The following is an 18,016-nucleotide window of genomic DNA, read 5'->3' as shown; positions in this document are numbered from 1 at the left end:
CGTAAAAAAAGCCCATCAAAGCATGCATGAGGTTCGATTTAATTCGGAGGGAGCCACGTCCTTGTTCGCTGTTCCAGCCCGGCCATCCTTGGCCGGTCGTAAAAAAGCCCATCAAAGCATGCTTTGATAAACGTGGGCTTTTTTACCCCTTCATCGATTTGAAGAACTCTTCGTTGGTCTTGGTCTGCTTGAGCTTGTTGATCAGGAAGTCGATCGCGGCGACGTCTTCCATTTCGGCCAACAGCTTGCGCAGGATCCACAACCGTTGCAGTTCTTCCTGGCTGGTCAGCAGCTCTTCGCGGCGGGTGCCGGAGCGGCGGACGTTGATGGCGGGGAAGATGCGTTTTTCGGAGATCTTGCGGTCCAGGTGCACTTCCATATTACCGGTGCCCTTGAACTCTTCGTAGATCACTTCGTCCATCTTCGAGCCGGTATCGACCAGGGCGGTGGCCATGATGGTCAGCGAACCGCCTTCCTCGACGTTCCGCGCGGCACCGAAGAACCGCTTCGGGCGCTCCAGGGCGTGGGCGTCGACACCACCGGTCAGCACCTTGCCGGAACTCGGTACGATGGTGTTGTAGGCACGCGCCAGACGAGTGATGGAGTCGAGCAGGATAACAACGTCCTGCTTGTGCTCGACCAGGCGTTTCGCCTTCTCGATCACCATTTCCGCGACCTGGACGTGACGCGCCGGCGGTTCGTCGAACGTGGAGGCGATGACCTCGCCGCGCACGGAGCGCTGCATGTCGGTCACTTCTTCCGGCCGTTCGTCGATCAACAGCACAATCAGGTGTGTCTCCGGATTGTTGCGCGTAATGGCCTGGGCCACGTGCTGCAACATCAGTGTTTTACCCGCTTTGGGTGGGGAGACGATCAGACCGCGCTGGCCTTTGCCGATCGGCGAGACCAGGTCGAGAATTCGGCCGGACAGGTCCTCGGTGGAGCCGTTGCCGGATTCGAGCATCAAACGTTCCTGCGGGAACAGGGGCGTCAGGTTCTCGAACAGAATTTTGTTGCGCGTGCTTTCCAGCGGCTCGTAGTTGATCTTGTCGACTTTGAGCAGCGCGAAATAGCGTTCGCCTTCTTTCGGCGGGCGGATCTTGCCGGAGATGGTATCGCCGGTGCGCAGATTGAAGCGCCGGATCTGGCTCGGAGACACATAGATGTCATCCGGGCCCGCCAGATAGGAAGCCGTGGCCGACCGCAGGAAACCGAAACCGTCCTGCAGGATCTCCAAGACACCATCACCCCAGATATCCTCGCCGCTCTTGGCGTGTTTTTTGAGAATGGTGAAAATCAGGTCCTGCTTACGGGCACGGTTAACATTGTCGAGGCCCATGTCCTTGGCGATTTCCAAGAGCTCGGGCACAGGTTTTATTTTTAAGTCACTCAGGTTCATAGGGTTTGAGGTTGTATTGTCTTGGGATGATGATCGGGCAGGCCGCCCGGAGATGTGGTTGGAAAGCGTTGGAAAAAATGGATCAGGGACACTATAGGCGGAGTCGCCCGGGCTGTCCAGAAAAGTTTCGGACCGGCAAAACCGGCCCGAAACAGTCTATCACAAGTTGCCCTGGATAAACTCGATCAGTTGCGTCTTGGACAACGCGCCCACCTTGGTGGCGATGACTTCACCGCCTTTGAACATCATCAGCGTCGGAATGCCCCGGATGCCGTATTTCGGCGGCGTATTGGGGTTCTCGTCGATGTTCAGCTTGGCGACGGTCATCTTGTCGGCGTATTCGTCGGCCACTTCTTCCAGGACCGGGGCGATCATTTTGCAGGGTCCGCACCATTCGGCCCAATAGTCGACCAGTACGGGCGTCTCGCTGCCCAGTACATCGGATTCGAAACTGTCGTCGCTTACGTTCTTAATATGTTCGCTCATCAGGTGCTGTACCGTTCGTCCTGGTTTAAAGAAGAGTGTGAAGTCTGTCGCAAACGCCGGGTTGGAGCCCTCCGGCGTGGATCTACCCGGGAGGCGGATCAGGTCCGGCCGATTGACTGAGGCCCATAACATGACCCCACCGCCTTCGGTTTTCAAGCCCTAAAAGGTCGTATCAGTCGTTTTTCGCCAACTGGCGCGCAGCGTCCACGGCGAAATAGGTGAGGATACCGTCCGCCCCGGCCCGCTTGAACGCCACCAGGCTTTCCATCATAACGGCGTTCAAATCCAGCCAGCCGTTCTGGGCCGCGGCCTGGTGCATGGCGTATTCGCCGCTGACTTGGTACGCGAAGGTCGGTACCCGGAATTCTTCCTTTACACGGCGCACGATGTCCAGATACGGCATGCCCGGTTTGACCATGACCATGTCGGCGCCTTCCTGCAGGTCGAGCATGATCTCGTGCAGGGCTTCGTCGGTGTTGCCCGGGTCCATCTGGTAGGTGGATTTGTTGGCCTTGCCCAGATTGCCGGCCGAACCGACCGCATCGCGGAAGGGGCCATAGTAGCTGGACGCGTACTTGGCCGAATAGGCCATGATCTGCACGTTCGGACAGCCCTCGTCTTCCAGGGCTTCGCGGATGGCACCGATGCGGCCGTCCATCATATCGCTCGGGGCCACCACATCGGCGCCGGCTTCGGCCTGTGACAGCGCCTGGCGCACCAGGGTCTCGACGGTGACGTCGTTCATCACATAGCCGCTGTCGTCGATGATGCCGTCCTGGCCGTGTGTGGTGAACGGGTCCAGCGCCACATCGGTCATCACACCGAGCGCCGGGTAGGCCGCTTTCAAGGCCCGCACGGCACGTTGTGCCAGGCCGTCCGGGTTGTAGGCTTCCTCGGCTTCGAGCGACTTCTTCCCGGTCGGCACCACGGGAAACAACGCCACCATCGGAATACCCAGGTCGACCCACTCACGCGCCGCCTCGACCAGCAGGTCGATCGACAGCCGCTCGACACCGGGCATCGAGGGCACGGCCTCGCGCTGCTGCTCCCCTTCGAGGACGAACACCGGGTAGATCAGGTCGTCCGCGGTCAGTCGGTGCTCACGCACCAGGCGGCGGGAGAAGTCGTGGGCGCGCAAGCGGCGCATACGGGTGCGAGGGAAGTCGCGCATGGGTGATGGCTCCGGGTGATTTGAATTGGGGGTAGCATAACAGATCGTGAGTTGCCTCTCCGCCGTCTCAGACCTCCAACGAGAGTCGCCCCGAACCGGTGAAGTCGCTACAATGCGGGCCACTTCACTTTCAGCTACCGGTCCTATGCCCATGTCGGATAAAGACACCACCCATTTCGGATACCAGACGGTCGCCACCGGCGAGAAACAGAAGAAAGTGGCCGATGTGTTCCACTCGGTGGCGGCAAAGTACGACCTGATGAACGATCTGATGTCGTTCGGCGTCCATCGGTTGTGGAAAAAGTACACCATCGAGCTGTCCGGCGTGCGCGCCGGGCAACGGGTGCTCGACATCGCCGGCGGAACGGGCGACCTGAGCTACGACTTTGCCCGCCGGGTCGGCCCCGAAGGCCAGGTCATCCTCGCCGACATCAACGATTCGATGCTCAAGGTCGGCCGCGACCGGCTGGCGGACCGGGGCATCGCCGGCAACCTGGAGACGGTCCAGGCCAACGCTGAAAGCCTGCCGTTTCCGGACAATCATTTCGACGTCATCACCATCGCCTTCGGTCTGCGCAACGTCACCCACAAGGAAAAAGCCCTGTCGGAAATGAACCGGGTGCTGAAGCCCGGCGGCCGACTGCTGGTGCTGGAATTTTCCAAACCTCGCAACGACCTGTTGAGCCGGGCCTACGATGTCTATTCCTTCAAGGCGCTGCCGCTGATGGGCCGCATGGTCACCGGCGACCCGGACAGTTACCGTTATCTGGCCGAATCCATCCGCATGCATCCGGATCAGGACACGCTCAAGGCAATGATGGAAGACGCCGGCCTCGCCCAGGTGCGCTACCACAACCTGACCGGCGGGGTCGTCGCCCTGCATCGAGGCGTGAAGGCATGAGTCTGCTGGCGTTGCCGCTGCAAACGGTGATCAACCGAGCGCTTGAGTACGACCCGGTCGCCCGACGGCGGCTGACCACCCTGGTCGGTAAAACCCTGATGCTGGAAACGAGTGAGCCCTCGCTTACCCTGGCGCTCACCATCGACGGGGACGAACATCAGGCCCGGGTGCTGGTCGACTTCAGTCGGCCGGACGAGGTGCATGCCCGGGTGTCCGGCCGTGCCAGCGATCTGTTCGCGGTTCTGCGCGCCCAGGACCGGACCCAGGCGATGATGGCCCACCACATCGACATCCAGGGCGATACCCGCACCTTCTTCACCCTGCAGGACATCCTGTCCGATCTCGATATCGACTGGGAAATGGCGCTGGGTGACCGGCTCGGCGATCTGCCGGCGCACCTGCTGGCCGACGGTTTGCGTTTTTTCGGTGGCATGGCCCGCGCCCAGACCCGATCGGTCGATCGCACCCTGCGCAATTACCTGCGCGAGGAGAGTGGCTGGCTGGTGCCCGCGTCACTCTGGCGGCACCATGCCGAGCAGGTTCACGCCACCCGGCTCGCCACCGACCGCCTGGCGGCGCGTGTCGCGCGTTTGAAACAGCGGCTCGAACGCCGCCCGGACGAGGGAGATACCGGCCGGTGACCCTGATCCGCCTGATTCGCATTGCCTGGGTACTCAGTCGCTACCGTCTCGATACGCTGCTTAACCATCAGCAGGTGCCCTGGCTGATCCGTTTTTCCCTGTGGTTCTTTCCGCTACGCTGGATCATTCCGGCGCGCGGCAGCGACGGCCGTCGCCTGCGCCTGGCGCTGGAAAGTCTGGGGCCGGTATTCGTCAAATTCGGTCAGATTCTGTCCACCCGGCGCGACTTGATGCCGGCGGAGATGGCCCAGGAATTGGCATACCTGCAAGATCGGGTGCCGGCCTTCCCGGGCAAACGGGCGCGCCATCTGGTCGAGGAAGCCCTCGGCGCATCAATCGAAACCCTGTTTCTGGAATTCGGTGAAGAGCCCATGGCTTCGGCCTCGGTGGCCCAGGTGCATGCCGCCAAATTGCCGGACGGTCAATCGGTCGTGGTCAAAGTCATCCGTCCGGCCATTCGTCGGGTCATCCTCAAGGACATCCGGTTGATGGAACTGATGGCGCGCCTCGTCAATACCATCCCGGACGGTCGCCGGCTGCGCCCGATCGAGGTTGTGGACGATTTCCGCAAGACCATCCTGGACGAACTGGACCTGCTCCGCGAAGGCGCCAACATGGCCACCTTGCGGCGCAACTTCGAAGGATCGGAATCGCTTTATGTGCCCTGGGTGCACTGGGATTACACCCGCCGGTCGGTACTGACCATGGAACGCATCAGCGGCATACCGGTGGCCGATGTCGAGCAGTTGCAGCAGGCCGGCGTCAACATGAAGCTGCTGGCCGAGCGGGGCGTGGAGATCTTTTTCACCCAGGTGTTCCGCGACTCCTTTTTCCACGCCGACATGCACCCGGGCAACATCTTCGTCAACCGGGCCCACCCCGAATCGCCCCAGTACATCGGCATCGACTGCGGCATCGTCGGGTCGTTGTCGCGCGAGGACCAGAGTTATCTGGCGCAGAACCTGCTTGCTTTCTTCAACCGGGACTATTACCGCGTCGCCGAGCTGCACGTCGAGTCCGGCTGGGTACCGGCGCACACCCGGGTCAACGAGTTCGAGGCCGCCATCCGCAGTGTCTGCGAGCCCATTTTCGAAAAGCCGCTGGCCGAGATTTCCTTCGGCCTGTTGCTGGTGCGACTGTTCCAGACCGCCCGCCGTTTCGACATGACGGTTCAGCCGCAACTGGTCTTGCTGCAAAAGACGCTGCTGAACATCGAAGGGCTGGGGCGCCAGCTGTACCCGCAGCTCGACCTCTGGGCCACAGCCAAGCCGTTCCTGGAAAACTGGGTGCGCGAACAGGTCGGCCCCGCCCGCTTTCTCAAGGCCGTCCAGCAACACGGGCCGGGCTGGATCGCCAAAGCCCCCCAGATGCCGGACCTGGTGCACGACACCCTGATGAACCTGCGCAAAGTGGGCGGTGTGGAGCAGCGTATCCAGGCCGAACTGCGCGAAGTCCGCGCCGAACAACAACGCGCTAACCGCAAGCTGACGCGGCGTCTGGTCGCGGCCGTGCTGCTTCTGTTTGTGTTCTGGACAGGCGATCCGGGGGCCTGGTTGCAAAGCCTGTCGCCAAAGCAATGGGCGGGCCTGGGGCTCGGCGCGGTTCTGCTGCTCTGGCCCTGACCAGTCGACCACAAACAGTAGGGTGGGTCGGTCCGTCTGGTCCGGCATCCCGGTTTCGGTCGCCCACCATGGACAGGCCGCACTACAACACCCTTGAATGGTGGGCAATGCCCACCCTACGAGTGGTCGGCGGCAGGACACCCAGGATTACGGGAAAACTGCAATAAAACGTTAAAGGTTGTGTCATATGCTCGATGTTCTGCAACAATTGTCCGAGACACTGGAGGCTCGCAAGGGCGCGGCGGCCGACGATTCCTACGTCGCCTCCCTCTACGCCAAGGGTCTGGACAAGATTCTGGAAAAGGTCGGCGAGGAAGCCTTCGAAACCGTGTTGGCGGCCAAAAACGCCTCCACGGACGCGGCGCAGAAAGACAAGCTGGTCTACGAGACGGCCGATCTGTGGTTTCACAGCCTGGTTATGCTGGCCGCGCTGGATCTGAAACCCGACGACGTTCTGAACGAACTCGCCCGTCGATTCGGCCTGTCCGGCCTGGATGAAAAGGCGGCCCGCGACCCCCAATAACAGGTCAGGGGCGGTTAAGCGTCTGCTACCTTAGTAGGAGAAGGACGCCATTCCATCCCGGTGCGGGAGCATCCGATTTTTTCGGGGGTTGACGCCGGCCCTGGTCTGACCGCAAATAGCACTTGATACAGAACCGTCACGTCACAGTGGCCGTTCACGAAGATTGACTGAGAGGATAAGAAGATGGGTTTTGGTGGTATCTCCATTTGGCAATTACTGATCGTCCTGGCCATCGTCATCCTGATTTTCGGCACCAAGCGGCTGAAAAGTCTGGGCGGCGATGTCGGTGGCGCGATCAAGAGCTTCAAGAAAGCCATGAACGAGGATGAGTCCAAGGACGACAAGAATGCGTCCGACAGCGAGGACAAAGCGGCGTTGGAGAAAAAAGACGCCGAGTTCTCCGAAGCGGACTCCGAGACCAAAAAAGAAACCGACAAGAGCACGCACTGAGCGGCTGAGAGAACCCTATGTTCGATATCGGTTTTACCGAGCTGCTGGTGCTGGCCATCATCGGCATCGTCGTGATCGGCCCGGAACGGCTGCCGGGTGTGGCCCGTACCATTGGGCGTGCGCTGGGTCAGGTTCGCCGCACTATGTCCAACTTTCAGAATCAGTTGGAGCAGGAGGTGAAACTGGACGAGTTGAACAAGAAGATCATGGCCGAGACCAAAGGCCAGACCTTCCGCAACAACGACGAACCGGCGCCGGCCAGCCACGACAGTGAGGATGCCGAAGTGCCGTCCACGCCGCCCGAGTCGGAGTCAAAGATGACCGACACGTCGAAACCGGCCGACCCATCCGCGGCGACCGAAACCGCTCACGAGAATGCCGACAACGATGAAGTCCGAAAACCCTGAAGATTCCTCCATGCCCCTGGTCGCGCACCTCAAGGAGCTGCGCGACCGGCTGGTCAAATCCCTGATCGTCGTGTTCGTGGTCTTTCTCGGCCTCTATTTCCTGGCCGGCGACCTCTACATGATTCTGGCCCGGCCGCTGGAGATCCTGTTGCCCGAAGGCGGCCAGTTGATCGCCACCGGCGTCGCCTCTCCGTTCTTTGTGCCATTGAAGCTGACCATCGTGCTGGCGATCTTCATATCCGTGCCCTATCTGTTGCACCAGATTTGGGGGTTCATTGCCCCGGCGCTGTACAAACACGAGCGCAAAGTGGCCATTCCGCTGTTCATCTCCAGCGTGTTGTTGTTCTACGCGGGCGTTGCCTTCGTTTACTTCGTGGTCCTGCCGCTGGTGTTCGGCTTTTTCACCTCGGTCGGGCCGGAAGACATCAATCTGATGCCGGACATCGGCAATGTTCTCGATTTCTGCCTCAAGCTGTTCTTCGCATTCGGGCTCGCGTTCGAGATCCCCATCGCCACCTTCCTGATGGTACGCGCCGGCATCGTCACGACCGAGGCTCTGGCCAGCAAGCGACCCTACATTTTCGTCAGTTGTTTCGTCGTCGGCATGTTGGTGACCCCGCCGGATGTGGTATCCCAATCCATCCTGGCGGTCCCCATGTGGCTGCTGTTCGAACTCGGACTGGTGTTCAGCCGCCTAATCCCGAAAAAATCCATAGAAGAAGCCGCCGAGGCTGAATAACCCCGGGAGCTCCGGCTTCTTTGACCAGTGCCTCGGGGGTCTACAGTGCCTCCGCCTTAGGTGCCTGGGTTGAGATTTTTGCCGATGGCCCGTGCCGGCTACCTGGGGTGTCTTCCCCGGGGTCGCCGTGAACCCATCCATGGGGGCTAGACGACGGCATCCATGCCGTCGACTCCCCCGGTGAAGACACCCCAGGCATCCGTCACTCAGAATATTGCCTGCTACTCCATTCCCTGCTTACGTATTGATTGAATTGGACTGATATCTAGAAGGGTCACAACCCCCCCCCAGATCGTATCCGTTGAAAAACAAAGTTGAATGGTAGCAAGGACTATCAGATGGACTGGATCTACGCATCGGGTTACTCAAACATCGTATAAATATGCCGAACTTGAAGGGATGGAACGTTGAAATTGGCACTGCTGCGAGTGCCAGGGGGCGGGGTAGGCTCAATCGGGGAAGTGGGCAGCATGGATGCTGCCGTCTAGCCTACATGGATGTATTCACGGCGACCCCGAGTGAGCCTACCCCGTCACCTGGTACGGGCCATATGCAAAATACTCAACCCAGGCACCAAGGCCGTACCACAGTAGTATCCAGAACCAGAGTAACTCAGGATTTGTGGTCGTCGTCTTTGTCGACAACCTCGCCCTCGATGACCCGACCGCTGTCTGAGCGGTTGGACGAGCCCGGGCGTTGTTGCTGGTAGCGGCGTTGCTGTTCCTCCCAGGCTTTCTGGAAGCGTGAGGCAAAGAGCGGGCGGCCGGTCAGCTTCATCTTGATGGCGTTGATCGCGGCCAGACCCACGCCGATGGCGGCGAAGGCCAGGAAGACAAACATCCCGATCCAGAAGAGAAAGACGAGCAGGGCGAGGCCGAGGATGGCGGCCAGCAAGCGCATGACGGGTGACATGGTGTTTAACCTTGATAGCAAAATGAACGGACGGGTCATGGGTACCTCTATCATTGATCCTAGTCGATCAATGCGGTTTACACTGACACAATGCAACCGACAGCGCACGGCCATTGGTCATTTTTTTGCGGTCGTTTACGCACGGTTTTCAGGATTGGGAGGGGATTATGACACAGCAACCGATTCGTTGGGGCATCCTCGGTGCCGGCAACATTGCCCATAAACTGGCCGATGCCGTCCGCTACGATGCGGACAGCCAAATGGTGGCCTGCGCCTCAAGGACACCCGGCAAGGCTCGATCATTTGCCGAAAACTATGATATCGATGCATATGATAGTTATGAAGCATTGCTGGAGCGCGATGACATCGATGTGGTCTATATCGCCACCACCCACAACTTTCACCATGATAACGGCCGCTTGGCGCTGGCGTACAACAAGCCGATCCTGATGGAGAAGCCTTTTACCGTGAACGCTTCCGAGGCGGATGACCTGATCAGCGAGGCGCGCGCCAAAGGGGTGTTTCTGATGGAAGCCATCTGGACCCGGTTTCTGCCGGCGCAGCGGGCGCTGCGACAGCAATTGCGCGAGGGCATCGTCGGTGAGGTGAAGCACCTGACGGCGAGCTTCGGCGGTTTCGCGCCCCCGCATTACGCACCGCGCATCAAGGATCCGGAACTGGCCGGTGGGGTGACGCTGGATATGGGCATCTATCCGATTTCACTGCTGTGTTATCTCGTCGGTGAACTGCCGAATGAGATCGAGTCGATGTGCCGGTTCAGCGACCGGGGGGTGGATGAGATCGCCAGCTATCTGTTCCGGTTTCCGTCCGGTGCCACGGCCGTGATTTCGACCAGTTTCAACCTGAAGATGAAGCAGGAGGTCATGGTCTACGGCAGCGAGGGTTACATCGAGTACCCCAATTTCCAGTCTGGCCCGGAATTCATCCACCACCGCCACGACGGCACCAACGAGATTCTTGACAGTACCTCTCACCCCTACATGCATGAGGAAAACGGCTTTGTTTACGAAGTCGCCGAGGTGGCCCGCTGTCTGCGCGCCGGCGAGACCGAAAGCCCGGTGATCCCGTTGGACGAGAGCCGGGCGATCATGGCGGTGATGGATAAGATGCGGGCCGATTGGGGGTTGAAGTACCCATTCGAGTGACGGCTCCGGGTGGGCATTGGCCACCATCGGGGTGTCATTCAACCACCCGAATTTGAAAAATAGCCAATGGTCGGCCGTTGCGGTCTCATACCAATGGTGGGCGGTGCCCACCCTACGAGCCCGCGGCGTCAATCCCTGTAGGGTGGGCAACGCCCACCGGGGGAGATTACCGAGCCTCACCAGACGTGCCGACCTACCCTACAAACCCTCGGCTTCCCGGATCTCGGCCAGTTGCTCGCGGGCGATGTTCAATCCGCCTTCGGTCTTGTCCGCGTTGATCACGCCGTCGCCGTTTTCGTCGATGCCGTGGATCATGGCGTTCACCAACCAGGCCATGGCCTGAAGATCTTCCTCCGCGCCGGCCACGGAGTCGGCTTCGAGCACCGCCTTGCCACGCCGTACCGCTTTTTTGGCCAGCGATTCGGCGTTTTTCAACGGGTTACGCACCGACAGGTTGTTGTTGATGATGTTGTCCGAGGCGCCGGGGGATTGGGCGGCATAGAGCATGTGTTTCTCGGCGCCGTCGGTCCCTTCGATCACACCAAAACCGGCACCCGGCCCACTGGCCTGTTCCTCGGGATCGAGCGCGTGAATCACGTGGCCGACGTGCTGTTTCAGCGTATCCAGGTTGCCGCCGTGGTCGAGCGCGAGGGTCATGTGGGTTTCCGCGACAGTGGCTTCGTTTATCGCGGTGGTCAGCAGTCCGAGCTGGTTGGGCGTTTCCGGCCATTCGGTGCCAACGTGATCAAGGTGCATGTGGGCGACGTTCATCGTCGATTCGGCCTGGACGGCGGCACTGAGGGCGATCAGGACGCCCAGGGTGGGAACGAGTTTCATCCGTGTGTCTCCGTGATTGTTGTTAGGTTCATTACCTAAACGACACAGATACACGATTGGATGCATTTTTTACATGTGAATTTGTCATCCGGACCCTTGTCAGTCTGAAATCGCTTCGGTAGACTCCAAAAAGTTACCGGTAACATCATTGGCTATGTTACCGGTAACTTTTGCGGTATACTCGTTTCATATCAACCGCACCACAACAACAAAGAACGCGCAGGAGACAGTGATGAAAACGACTCAGACATGGCTTATCGGTTTGGCCAGTGCCGCCATGGCATTCGGTGCCCAGGCGGCGGACTACAGCTTCAAATTCCAATCGTCCGACCCGTCCGGGGTCAAGAATTTCGAAATCAAACAGCAATGGGCCGAGCGTGTCGAACGCATGAGCGGCGGTCGGGTCGAGATCGAGATCCTGCCCGTAGGCTCGGTGGTCAGTCACACCGAAACGCTGGATGCCATCGAAATGGGCATTCTCGACGGCCACATCTCGGTGACCGGCTATTTCTCCGGCAAGGATCCGGCTTTCGGCCTGATCGGCAACACCGTCGGCGCCTGGTCCAGCCCGGACCAATTGATCGATTACATTTACTACGGCGGTGGCTATGAGTTGATGAACGAACTCTATGAGCCCTATGGCGTGAAGTTCGTCGGTGGCGGCGCCACGGGTCTGGAAGCCTTCGTGTCGAAGAAACCGCTCGATGGTGTCGACGATCTCAAGGGCCTCAAGCTGCGTGCCCCCGAAGGCTTGGTGCAGTCCGTCTTCGCGGCGGCCGGGGCTTCTCCGGTCAACCTGCCCGGGTCCGAAGTTTTCACCGGCCTGAGCAAGGGCGTGATCGATGCGGCCGACTACACCGTCTTCTCCACCAACCATTCCGCCGGTATGCATGAAGTGGCCCCGCACCCGGTGTATCCCGGTTTCCACTCCCTGCCGTTGCTGGAAGTGGTGATGAACCTGGAAGAATGGAACGAACTGCCGGAAGACATTCAGGCCATCCTGACGGTCTCGGCGCGTGATTTCGCCAACGACATCAGCACCCAGCTGGCGATGGCGGACGTCGATGCGGTGAAAGAGGCCCAGGCCAATCCGGATATCACCATCCACAACTGGTCCGATGCCGAACGCAAGGAATTCCGCGCCATTGCCCGCACCCAGTGGGAAGCCTATGCGGAACAGTCCCCCAACGCCCAGAAGGTGTACGACTCCGTGACCGCCTTCCTGGAATCCCAAGGCCTGCTGTAACACGGATGACGGATGGGAGACCGCAACGCCACTGGCGTTGCCCCTCCTGTCCCATCCGACGTGTGGGAGCATACTCATGACCGAATCCCATCCACCGGAATCGCTGTCCGAGATCGACTCGGAACGGGCGAGCAATGCCCTGGACCGGGGCATTGTCTGGCTGGGCCAGAAACTCAGCCTGGTCTTCGCGCTGGTGGCCGTGGTGTCCTGCTACGAAATCGCCCGGCGCTATCTGTTCGACGATCCGACCATCTGGGTGCATGAAACCGCCACCTTTCTCGGCGGCGCGTTGTTCATTCTCGGCGGGCTGTACGCCCTCGCCACCGATCGTCATGTTCGCGTGGTGCTGGTTTACGACGCTGTCTCGGACAAGGCGCGCACCGCGCTGCGCATCGTGCACCACCTGTTCGGTCTCGCCTTCAGCGGCATGATGCTGTTCGCCAGCTGGACCATGGCACGCAAGGCAGTGCTGGCGCCCTGGGGCGACATCCGTTTCGAGACGTCCGGCTCGGCCTGGAACCCGCCGTTTCCGGCGTACATCAAGGTGCTGATCCTGGTGGCCTTCGTGGTCATGACCGTGCAATTCATCCTGCATCTGGTGCGGGATATCCGACTGTTGAGGAAGGCCTGATGTTTGAATTGTCCTCGATCGGCATCGCCTGGGGCAGCCTGTTGATGCTGGCGCTGATGATCGGTCTGTTGCTGACCGGCATGCAGCTCGCCTTTGTCACCGGCTTTGTCGCCCTGGTGTTCGCGCTGGGCTGGTTCGGCCCGAACGCGCTCGGCATCGTCAGCAGCCGGCTCTACAGTTTCATCGGCAGTTACGTCTTCCTGGCCGTGCCCATGTTCGTGTTGATGGCGGCGCTGCTCGACCATTCGGGCATCGCCCGCGACCTGTTCGACGCCATGAGCCGGCTCGGTCGCAAGCTGCGTGGCGGCGTCGCCATTCAGACGCTGGTGGTTGCGGTCATTCTCGCCTCCATGTCCGGTGTGATCGGCGGCGAAACCGTCCTGCTCGGCATTCTCGCCCTGCCGCAAATGCTGCGTCTGGGTTACGACCGGCGTCTGGCCATCGGCACCACCTGCGCCGGCGGCGCGCTGGGCACCATGTTGCCGCCGAGCATCGTGCTGATCATCTATGGTTTGACCGCCAACGTGTCCATCGGCGAACTGTTCAAGGGCGCGTTCCTGCCGGCCCTGATTCTGGCATTGCTCTACATGGGCTATGTGTTGACCCGGGCGCATCTGAACCCGTCGATGGCGCCATTGCCGTCCGATCAGGCCGACGAAGACGACACCCCGGCGCCCAATTTCTTCAAGGCGCTGTTCTTCCCGGTCCTGTCCGTCATGGTCGTACTGGGCAGCATCTACACCGGCGTCGCCTCGGTGACCGAAGCCTCGGCCTTGGGGGTACTCGGCATCGCATTGAGTACCCTGATTCGCGGTGAACTGAATTACGCCATGATCCGCAAGGCCTGCATCACCACTTTGCGGACCTGCGGCATGATCATCTGGATCGGCATCGGCGCCACCGCCCTGGTGGGCGTCTACAACCTGATGGGCGGCATCGAATTCGTGCGCGACACCGTCTTCGCCGTCAGCGGCGGCCACGGTCTCGCCACCATCCTGTTCATGATGCTGATCCTGCTGGTGCTGGGCATGTTTCTCGACTGGGTCGGCGTCGCCCTGCTGACCATGCCGATCTTCGTGCCCATCGTGAAGGAACTGGGTTACGACCCGATCTGGTTCGGCGTGGTGTTCTGCATGAACATGCAGGTGTCCTTCCTGTCGCCACCGTTCGGTCCGGCCGCCTTCTATCTGAAATCGGTCGCGCCCAAAGACATCTCCCTGGGCGAGATCTTCCGTTCGCTGTTGCCGTTCATCGGGCTTCAACTGGTCGCTCTGGCGCTGTTGATCGCCTTTCCGCAACTGGCGCTCTGGTGGCAATAACAAGGATGGAATGAATGAACTCGAACAGTATCGTGGTTATGGGCGTCTCCGGCAGCGGCAAAAGCCTGATCGGCGCCCAGCTGGCGGACCGGCTGGGCCAGCCGTTTTACGACGCCGACGACTTTCACAGCCCGGCCAATGTGCGCAAGATGGCGAACGGCATCCCGCTGTCGGATGCCGACCGGGAGGGCTGGCTGACCGACCTGGCCGGCCTGATCGAACGCCACGACGGCCTGGTCCTGGCCTGCTCCGCTCTGCGTCGCGCCTACAGGGACCGGCTGCGCCGGGCGCGACCGGACCTGACTTTTTTGTACCTGGACGGCGACATCGACACCATCTGGGAACGGCTCGACCGCCGCGAGGACCACTATTTCAACGGCCGCGCCATGCTCGAAAGCCAGTTCGCCCAGCTCGAACCCCCGAGCGACGACGAAGCGATCCGCATCGACATCCGGCAGTCCGCCGAACAAGTCCTAACCCAATGCTTGGCAGCAGTGTATAAAGGATTGAATCGGACCAATCCGAGACGATAGTCGGACCCCGAGGCTCGGTTATTGGTGGGCGGTGCCCACCCTACTCGACGTGACCGTAGGGTGGGCACCGCCCACCGGGGGAAGCAAACAAACCGCCGATATTTCCACTGCCCCCAAAGCACCCAACGCCCACACCCTGTATGATAGCGAGCGGTTGTATCAGGAAAACGTTCGGAGACGTGTGAAAAAACGACGCCCCACCCTGCAGGACATCGCCGACCAGGTCGGCGCCACCAAGATGACCGTCAGCCGGTGTCTGCGCGACCCGGAAACGGTCTCCGAAGGCTTGCGCGAACGCATCTTCGAGGTGGCCGAACAGCTTGGCTATATTCCCAACCGCGGACCCGACATCCTGTCCAAGTCGACCAGTCGCGCCATCGGTGTCCTGCTGCCGTCGCTGACCAACCAGGTCTTCGCCGACGTCATCAAGGGCATCGAAACCGTGACCGAACCGCTCGGTTACCACCTGATGCTGGCGCACTACGGCTACAGCCAGGAGCTGGAAGAACGCAGCCTGGCATCCCTGCTCAGCTACAACGTCGACGGCGTCATCCTGTCCGAAAGCCAGCACACCGAACGCACCTTGCGCATGCTGGAAACCGCCGGCATTCCTACCGTCGAAATCATGGATACCCACAGCCACGCCATCCACCAAGCGGTCGGTTTCGACAACGTCGAAGCCGCCTACGAGATGGTGCGCACCATGATCGAACGCGGTCGCCGGCACATCCTCTACCTCGCCGTGCGACTCGACGCCCGGACCCTGCAACGCCAGGAAGGTTACAACCGGGCCATGACCGAGGCGGGTCTGACACCGCAGACACTGCGACGCTCCGAACGGTCCTCCTACAGTGTCGGCGCCACCCTGATGGACGAAATTCTGGAACACCATCCCGAGGCCGATGGCCTGTTCTGCACCAACGACGACGTCGCCGTCGGCGCCTATTTCGAATGCCTGCGACGCGGCGTCACCGTTCCCGGGCAGATGGCGATCGCCGGTTTCCACGGCCACGACGTCGGCCAGGTCATGGCACCGAGGCTGGCCAGCGTGGTCACTCCGCGTGAAGCCGTCGGCGAACGCGCGGCGCGGGAGTTGTTGCAGCGATTGCAGGGACAGGCGGTCAAAGAAACGGCTATCGATCTCGGCTATCGGATCGAGGTGGGAGGGACCATTTGACCGACGGTCGGGACTCTCAGTGCTCCGTCACTTTCCGATACAGGGCATCCGGAGCAAGGTCCGCTTCATTGGGCCAACAGACAGCGCCGAATTCATCCACGCTGACCTGGGCGAAGTAGTCGGGATCCTTTAGGGGCTCGAACATGGGGCCGAACAAGCGATCACACAGGTCGACCTCGCCCCGAGTACCGTCATCGAAAGTCAGGTCCAGTATATATCCCGGTTTCGCTTGTACATTGACTACTCTGGTCATAGCGTTTACTCCAGCGGTTCAATCTTGTGCAATGGCTCATGCTTCTCCGCCTTCTCCCAGTCCGCCATCAGATCATCCCGATGTTCGATAGCCCACTCTGTAACCAGATATCGGGCTCGACGAGGTAGGGACCCTTCCATCATTTCCAATGTCTGAATGTTTATCAGGGCTTCCTGTCCATTGTAATACGCGTGGAAGTGAGGTGGATTGTGGTCGTCATAATACATTCTGATCAGTATCCCAAAGAACTCACTGATGGTAGGCATCGGTCCTGACTCCTTTTCCGGTTGATGATCGTCCTTTGCCAATGCCTTTCAGTATAACCCTGGGTATGAGTTCTTACATTAGAATTTGATACAATGTATCATTATTGGCCGAATTCGAATTTTTAATGAGACCGAGCCGTCCGCAAGATGATCTGTCGCACTTACACCGCGTTGCCTGTATGCCTGTTGCTGGCCGTCTGCCTGGTGCAGTTCGGCTCGGCCGTGCAATGGCATGAGCTGGAGCATCTGGGCGAGCGGCTGACTCAGGTGGAGGTCCCGAACAGTGAGCCGGATGGTTCGGACGATAGCGTACACGGCCTCTGTAAAGTGTGCGTGTCGTTGAAGACCCTGGCTCTGGCCGATTCATCGGTTAAGCTCTATAAAGACACCGATCTTCACTCGGTTCTCCGGCTCAAGGAGACCGCCGGATCCTCTTTTACCCCCGATTGGCCGCCGACAGCACGGGGACCGCCCACCTGGTAGGCTGCCCGAGAACAGTCGGTAGGTTGGATTAGCGCGTGAGCGCGTAATCCAACATCCAGACTGCACCAACAAAGAATCTGTTGGTTTACGCCTTGGACAACCGGAGCGTTTTTCTCGGACAGCCCCCTCTACCCGACAGTGCGCAACCGCCTGAACCCAGGCCTCTCAATTAGTGTGTACAAGCAAGGATCACCGATGAAAACTTCCCTTCTAGCGATAGCCGTGGCCGGCGTCGCTGTCTCCGCCCAAGCCGAAACCCAGCGTCAGCACGACGCCCATGAGCACGGCGCGGCCAGCTTGCTGGTTTCCGCCGAGGGCTCCGAACTGGTCATCACTCTGGACTCACCGGCCTACAATCTGTTCGGATTCGAACACGCGCCGTCCACGGACGCACAAAAGGTTGCCGTCGAGGAAGGTCTGGCGCGGTTGAACGCCGGCGCCGAGCTGTTGACCGTCAACCGTTCGGCCGCCTGCGAGCTGGAAGACAGCCATGTCGAAACGGCGCTTGCCTCGGACGAAGGCCATGAGGACGAATACCATGGCGGCGATGAGCATGGTCACGAAGAGCAACATCACGACGACCATGACCACGACGATGAGCATCACGACGAGGACGAACACGGTCATGAGGAAGACCATCATGACGAACGCGAAGCTGAAACCAAAGGCGGCCACAGCGATGTCGTCGTCGAATGGCACTTCCATTGCGACAATCCGGCTGACCTGACCGGGATCGACGTCGGGCTCTTTGACGTCTTCCCGAACCTGATGGACCTGGATGCCCAGTACCTGCTGGACAACGCCCAGGGCGCACAGGAGCTGTCGCCCGCCAATCCGTCGCTGCGTTTCTGAAC

General features: G+C 60.2%; 22 protein-coding genes. 15 read left to right on the top strand and 7 right to left on the bottom strand.

Going from position 1 to position 18,016, the window contains the following annotated elements:
- Positions 1-142: 142 nt before the first annotated feature.
- The 3 genes from rho to hemB all read right to left on the bottom strand — a co-directional run bounded on the left by rho (position 143) and on the right by hemB (position 3,056).
- A complete protein-coding gene (gene rho / locus IE111_RS06340) occupies positions 143-1,399 on the bottom strand; it encodes a transcription termination factor Rho (protein ID WP_189607682.1) in 1,257 nt (418 codons plus the stop codon).
- Positions 1,400-1,558: 159 nt separating this feature from the next.
- Positions 1,559-1,885 (bottom strand): thioredoxin TrxA, encoded by a 327-nt coding sequence (gene trxA / locus IE111_RS06335; RefSeq protein ID WP_189607681.1) that lies wholly within the window; start codon positions 1,883-1,885, stop codon positions 1,559-1,561.
- Positions 1,886-2,057: 172 nt separating this feature from the next.
- Positions 2,058-3,056, bottom strand: coding sequence for a porphobilinogen synthase (gene hemB, locus IE111_RS06330; RefSeq protein ID WP_189607680.1), 999 nt, complete (start codon positions 3,054-3,056; stop codon positions 2,058-2,060).
- A 145-nt stretch (positions 3,057-3,201) separates the two neighbouring features.
- On the opposite strand from hemB, the gene ubiE reads away from it, so the two are divergent.
- From ubiE to tatC, 7 genes are all read left to right on the top strand, one after another.
- The gene (gene ubiE / locus IE111_RS06325; protein WP_229805264.1) at positions 3,202-3,957 is read left to right on the top strand and encodes a bifunctional demethylmenaquinone methyltransferase/2-methoxy-6-polyprenyl-1,4-benzoquinol methylase UbiE; all 756 of its coding nucleotides are present in this window, start codon (positions 3,202-3,204) and stop codon (positions 3,955-3,957) included.
- Entirely contained in the window at positions 3,954-4,598 is a 645-nt protein-coding gene (locus IE111_RS06320; RefSeq protein ID WP_189607678.1) for a ubiquinone biosynthesis accessory factor UbiJ, read from the top strand. Before ubiE ends, IE111_RS06320 begins: the two co-directional genes overlap by 4 nt.
- Positions 4,595-6,220: a ubiquinone biosynthesis regulatory protein kinase UbiB gene (gene ubiB, locus IE111_RS06315; RefSeq protein WP_189607677.1), complete on the top strand. Its 1,626-nt coding sequence runs from the start codon at positions 4,595-4,597 to the stop codon at positions 6,218-6,220. The genes IE111_RS06320 and ubiB overlap by 4 nt, the downstream gene beginning before the upstream one ends.
- A 187-nt stretch (positions 6,221-6,407) precedes the next feature.
- Positions 6,408-6,743, top strand: a complete 336-nt coding sequence (locus tag IE111_RS06310) for a phosphoribosyl-ATP diphosphatase (protein ID WP_189607676.1) — start codon at positions 6,408-6,410, stop codon at positions 6,741-6,743.
- 183 nt (positions 6,744-6,926) lie between these two features.
- Positions 6,927-7,193, top strand: a complete 267-nt coding sequence (gene tatA, locus IE111_RS06305) for a twin-arginine translocase TatA/TatE family subunit (protein WP_189607675.1) — start codon at positions 6,927-6,929, stop codon at positions 7,191-7,193.
- Between the two features lie 17 nt (positions 7,194-7,210).
- Entirely contained in the window at positions 7,211-7,600 is a 390-nt protein-coding gene (gene tatB / locus IE111_RS06300) for a Sec-independent protein translocase protein TatB (protein ID WP_189607674.1), read from the top strand.
- Positions 7,581-8,339 carry a twin-arginine translocase subunit TatC gene (tatC, locus tag IE111_RS06295; protein WP_229805263.1) on the top strand — a complete coding sequence of 253 codons (759 nt, stop codon included), beginning with the start codon at positions 7,581-7,583 and terminating at the stop codon, positions 8,337-8,339. The genes tatB and tatC overlap by 20 nt, the downstream gene beginning before the upstream one ends.
- A gap of 612 nt (positions 8,340-8,951) precedes the next feature.
- Here the strand turns inward: tatC and IE111_RS06290 are convergent.
- Positions 8,952-9,251 carry a hypothetical protein gene (locus IE111_RS06290; protein ID WP_189607673.1) on the bottom strand — a complete coding sequence of 100 codons (300 nt, stop codon included), beginning with the start codon at positions 9,249-9,251 and terminating at the stop codon, positions 8,952-8,954.
- A gap of 167 nt (positions 9,252-9,418) precedes the next feature.
- On the opposite strand from IE111_RS06290, the gene IE111_RS06285 reads away from it, so the two are divergent.
- Positions 9,419-10,417 carry a Gfo/Idh/MocA family protein gene (locus tag IE111_RS06285; RefSeq protein WP_189607672.1) on the top strand — a complete coding sequence of 333 codons (999 nt, stop codon included), beginning with the start codon at positions 9,419-9,421 and terminating at the stop codon, positions 10,415-10,417.
- A 198-nt stretch (positions 10,418-10,615) separates the two neighbouring features.
- Here IE111_RS06285 and IE111_RS06280 read toward each other — a convergent pair whose 3' ends face one another.
- Positions 10,616-11,254 carry a hypothetical protein gene (locus IE111_RS06280; protein WP_189607671.1) on the bottom strand — a complete coding sequence of 213 codons (639 nt, stop codon included), beginning with the start codon at positions 11,252-11,254 and terminating at the stop codon, positions 10,616-10,618.
- A 232-nt stretch (positions 11,255-11,486) separates the two neighbouring features.
- Here IE111_RS06280 and IE111_RS06275 point away from each other — a divergent pair, with 232 nt between their 5' ends.
- The 5 genes from IE111_RS06275 to gntR all read left to right on the top strand — a co-directional run bounded on the left by IE111_RS06275 (position 11,487) and on the right by gntR (position 16,160).
- A complete protein-coding gene (locus IE111_RS06275; protein ID WP_189607670.1) occupies positions 11,487-12,500 on the top strand; it encodes a TRAP transporter substrate-binding protein in 1,014 nt (337 codons plus the stop codon).
- Positions 12,501-12,576: 76 nt separating this feature from the next.
- The gene (locus IE111_RS06270) at positions 12,577-13,131 is read left to right on the top strand and encodes a TRAP transporter small permease subunit (RefSeq protein WP_189607669.1); all 555 of its coding nucleotides are present in this window, start codon (positions 12,577-12,579) and stop codon (positions 13,129-13,131) included.
- Positions 13,131-14,450: a TRAP transporter large permease gene (locus IE111_RS06265; protein ID WP_189607668.1), complete on the top strand. Its 1,320-nt coding sequence runs from the start codon at positions 13,131-13,133 to the stop codon at positions 14,448-14,450. Before IE111_RS06270 ends, IE111_RS06265 begins: the two co-directional genes overlap by 1 nt.
- A gap of 14 nt (positions 14,451-14,464) precedes the next feature.
- Positions 14,465-14,983: a gluconokinase gene (locus IE111_RS06260; RefSeq protein ID WP_189607667.1), complete on the top strand. Its 519-nt coding sequence runs from the start codon at positions 14,465-14,467 to the stop codon at positions 14,981-14,983.
- A gap of 181 nt (positions 14,984-15,164) precedes the next feature.
- Positions 15,165-16,160 (top strand): gluconate operon transcriptional repressor GntR, encoded by a 996-nt coding sequence (gene gntR / locus IE111_RS06255; protein WP_189607666.1) that lies wholly within the window; start codon positions 15,165-15,167, stop codon positions 16,158-16,160.
- Between the two features lie 16 nt (positions 16,161-16,176).
- Here gntR and IE111_RS06250 read toward each other — a convergent pair whose 3' ends face one another.
- Both IE111_RS06250 and IE111_RS06245 read right to left on the bottom strand, forming a co-directional pair.
- Positions 16,177-16,413 (bottom strand): DUF2442 domain-containing protein, encoded by a 237-nt coding sequence (locus tag IE111_RS06250; RefSeq protein WP_189607665.1) that lies wholly within the window; start codon positions 16,411-16,413, stop codon positions 16,177-16,179.
- A gap of 5 nt (positions 16,414-16,418) precedes the next feature.
- On the bottom strand, positions 16,419-16,679 hold the full coding sequence (locus IE111_RS06245) for a DUF4160 domain-containing protein (RefSeq protein ID WP_189607664.1): 261 nt from the start codon (positions 16,677-16,679) through the stop codon (positions 16,419-16,421).
- A gap of 147 nt (positions 16,680-16,826) precedes the next feature.
- On the opposite strand from IE111_RS06245, the gene IE111_RS06240 reads away from it, so the two are divergent.
- Both IE111_RS06240 and IE111_RS06235 read left to right on the top strand, forming a co-directional pair.
- A complete protein-coding gene (locus IE111_RS06240) occupies positions 16,827-17,162 on the top strand; it encodes a hypothetical protein (protein ID WP_189607663.1) in 336 nt (111 codons plus the stop codon).
- A 195-nt stretch (positions 17,163-17,357) separates the two neighbouring features.
- A complete protein-coding gene (locus IE111_RS06235) occupies positions 17,358-18,014 on the top strand; it encodes a DUF2796 domain-containing protein (protein WP_189607662.1) in 657 nt (218 codons plus the stop codon).
- Positions 18,015-18,016 lie beyond the last annotated feature (2 nt).

The organism is Saccharospirillum salsuginis, from assembly GCF_014651855.1.
Taxonomy (GTDB): Bacteria; Pseudomonadota; Gammaproteobacteria; order Pseudomonadales; family Natronospirillaceae; genus Saccharospirillum; species Saccharospirillum salsuginis.
Note: the sequence above shows the minus strand (reverse complement) of the source record. Positions and strands in the feature narration are given on the sequence as shown.

Coding starts and splice junctions, on each gene's coding strand:
- rho (WP_189607682.1), bottom strand. CDS start 1,399: ATGAACCTGAGTGACTTAAAAATAAAACCTGTGCCCGAGCTCTTGGAA.
- trxA (WP_189607681.1), bottom strand. CDS start 1,885: ATGAGCGAACATATTAAGAACGTAAGCGACGACAGTTTCGAATCCGAT.
- hemB (WP_189607680.1), bottom strand. CDS start 3,056: ATGCGCGACTTCCCTCGCACCCGTATGCGCCGCTTGCGCGCCCACGAC.
- ubiE (WP_229805264.1), top strand. CDS start 3,202: ATGCCCATGTCGGATAAAGACACCACCCATTTCGGATACCAGACGGTC.
- IE111_RS06320 (WP_189607678.1), top strand. CDS start 3,954: ATGAGTCTGCTGGCGTTGCCGCTGCAAACGGTGATCAACCGAGCGCTT.
- IE111_RS06310 (WP_189607676.1), top strand. CDS start 6,408: ATGCTCGATGTTCTGCAACAATTGTCCGAGACACTGGAGGCTCGCAAG.
- tatA (WP_189607675.1), top strand. CDS start 6,927: ATGGGTTTTGGTGGTATCTCCATTTGGCAATTACTGATCGTCCTGGCC.
- tatB (WP_189607674.1), top strand. CDS start 7,211: ATGTTCGATATCGGTTTTACCGAGCTGCTGGTGCTGGCCATCATCGGC.
- tatC (WP_229805263.1), top strand. CDS start 7,581: ATGAAGTCCGAAAACCCTGAAGATTCCTCCATGCCCCTGGTCGCGCAC.
- IE111_RS06290 (WP_189607673.1), bottom strand. CDS start 9,251: ATGTCACCCGTCATGCGCTTGCTGGCCGCCATCCTCGGCCTCGCCCTG.
- IE111_RS06285 (WP_189607672.1), top strand. CDS start 9,419: ATGACACAGCAACCGATTCGTTGGGGCATCCTCGGTGCCGGCAACATT.
- IE111_RS06280 (WP_189607671.1), bottom strand. CDS start 11,254: ATGAAACTCGTTCCCACCCTGGGCGTCCTGATCGCCCTCAGTGCCGCC.
- IE111_RS06275 (WP_189607670.1), top strand. CDS start 11,487: ATGAAAACGACTCAGACATGGCTTATCGGTTTGGCCAGTGCCGCCATG.
- IE111_RS06270 (WP_189607669.1), top strand. CDS start 12,577: ATGACCGAATCCCATCCACCGGAATCGCTGTCCGAGATCGACTCGGAA.
- IE111_RS06265 (WP_189607668.1), top strand. CDS start 13,131: ATGTTTGAATTGTCCTCGATCGGCATCGCCTGGGGCAGCCTGTTGATG.
- IE111_RS06260 (WP_189607667.1), top strand. CDS start 14,465: ATGAACTCGAACAGTATCGTGGTTATGGGCGTCTCCGGCAGCGGCAAA.
- IE111_RS06250 (WP_189607665.1), bottom strand. CDS start 16,413: ATGACCAGAGTAGTCAATGTACAAGCGAAACCGGGATATATACTGGAC.
- IE111_RS06245 (WP_189607664.1), bottom strand. CDS start 16,679: ATGCCTACCATCAGTGAGTTCTTTGGGATACTGATCAGAATGTATTAT.
- IE111_RS06240 (WP_189607663.1), top strand. CDS start 16,827: ATGATCTGTCGCACTTACACCGCGTTGCCTGTATGCCTGTTGCTGGCC.
- IE111_RS06235 (WP_189607662.1), top strand. CDS start 17,358: ATGAAAACTTCCCTTCTAGCGATAGCCGTGGCCGGCGTCGCTGTCTCC.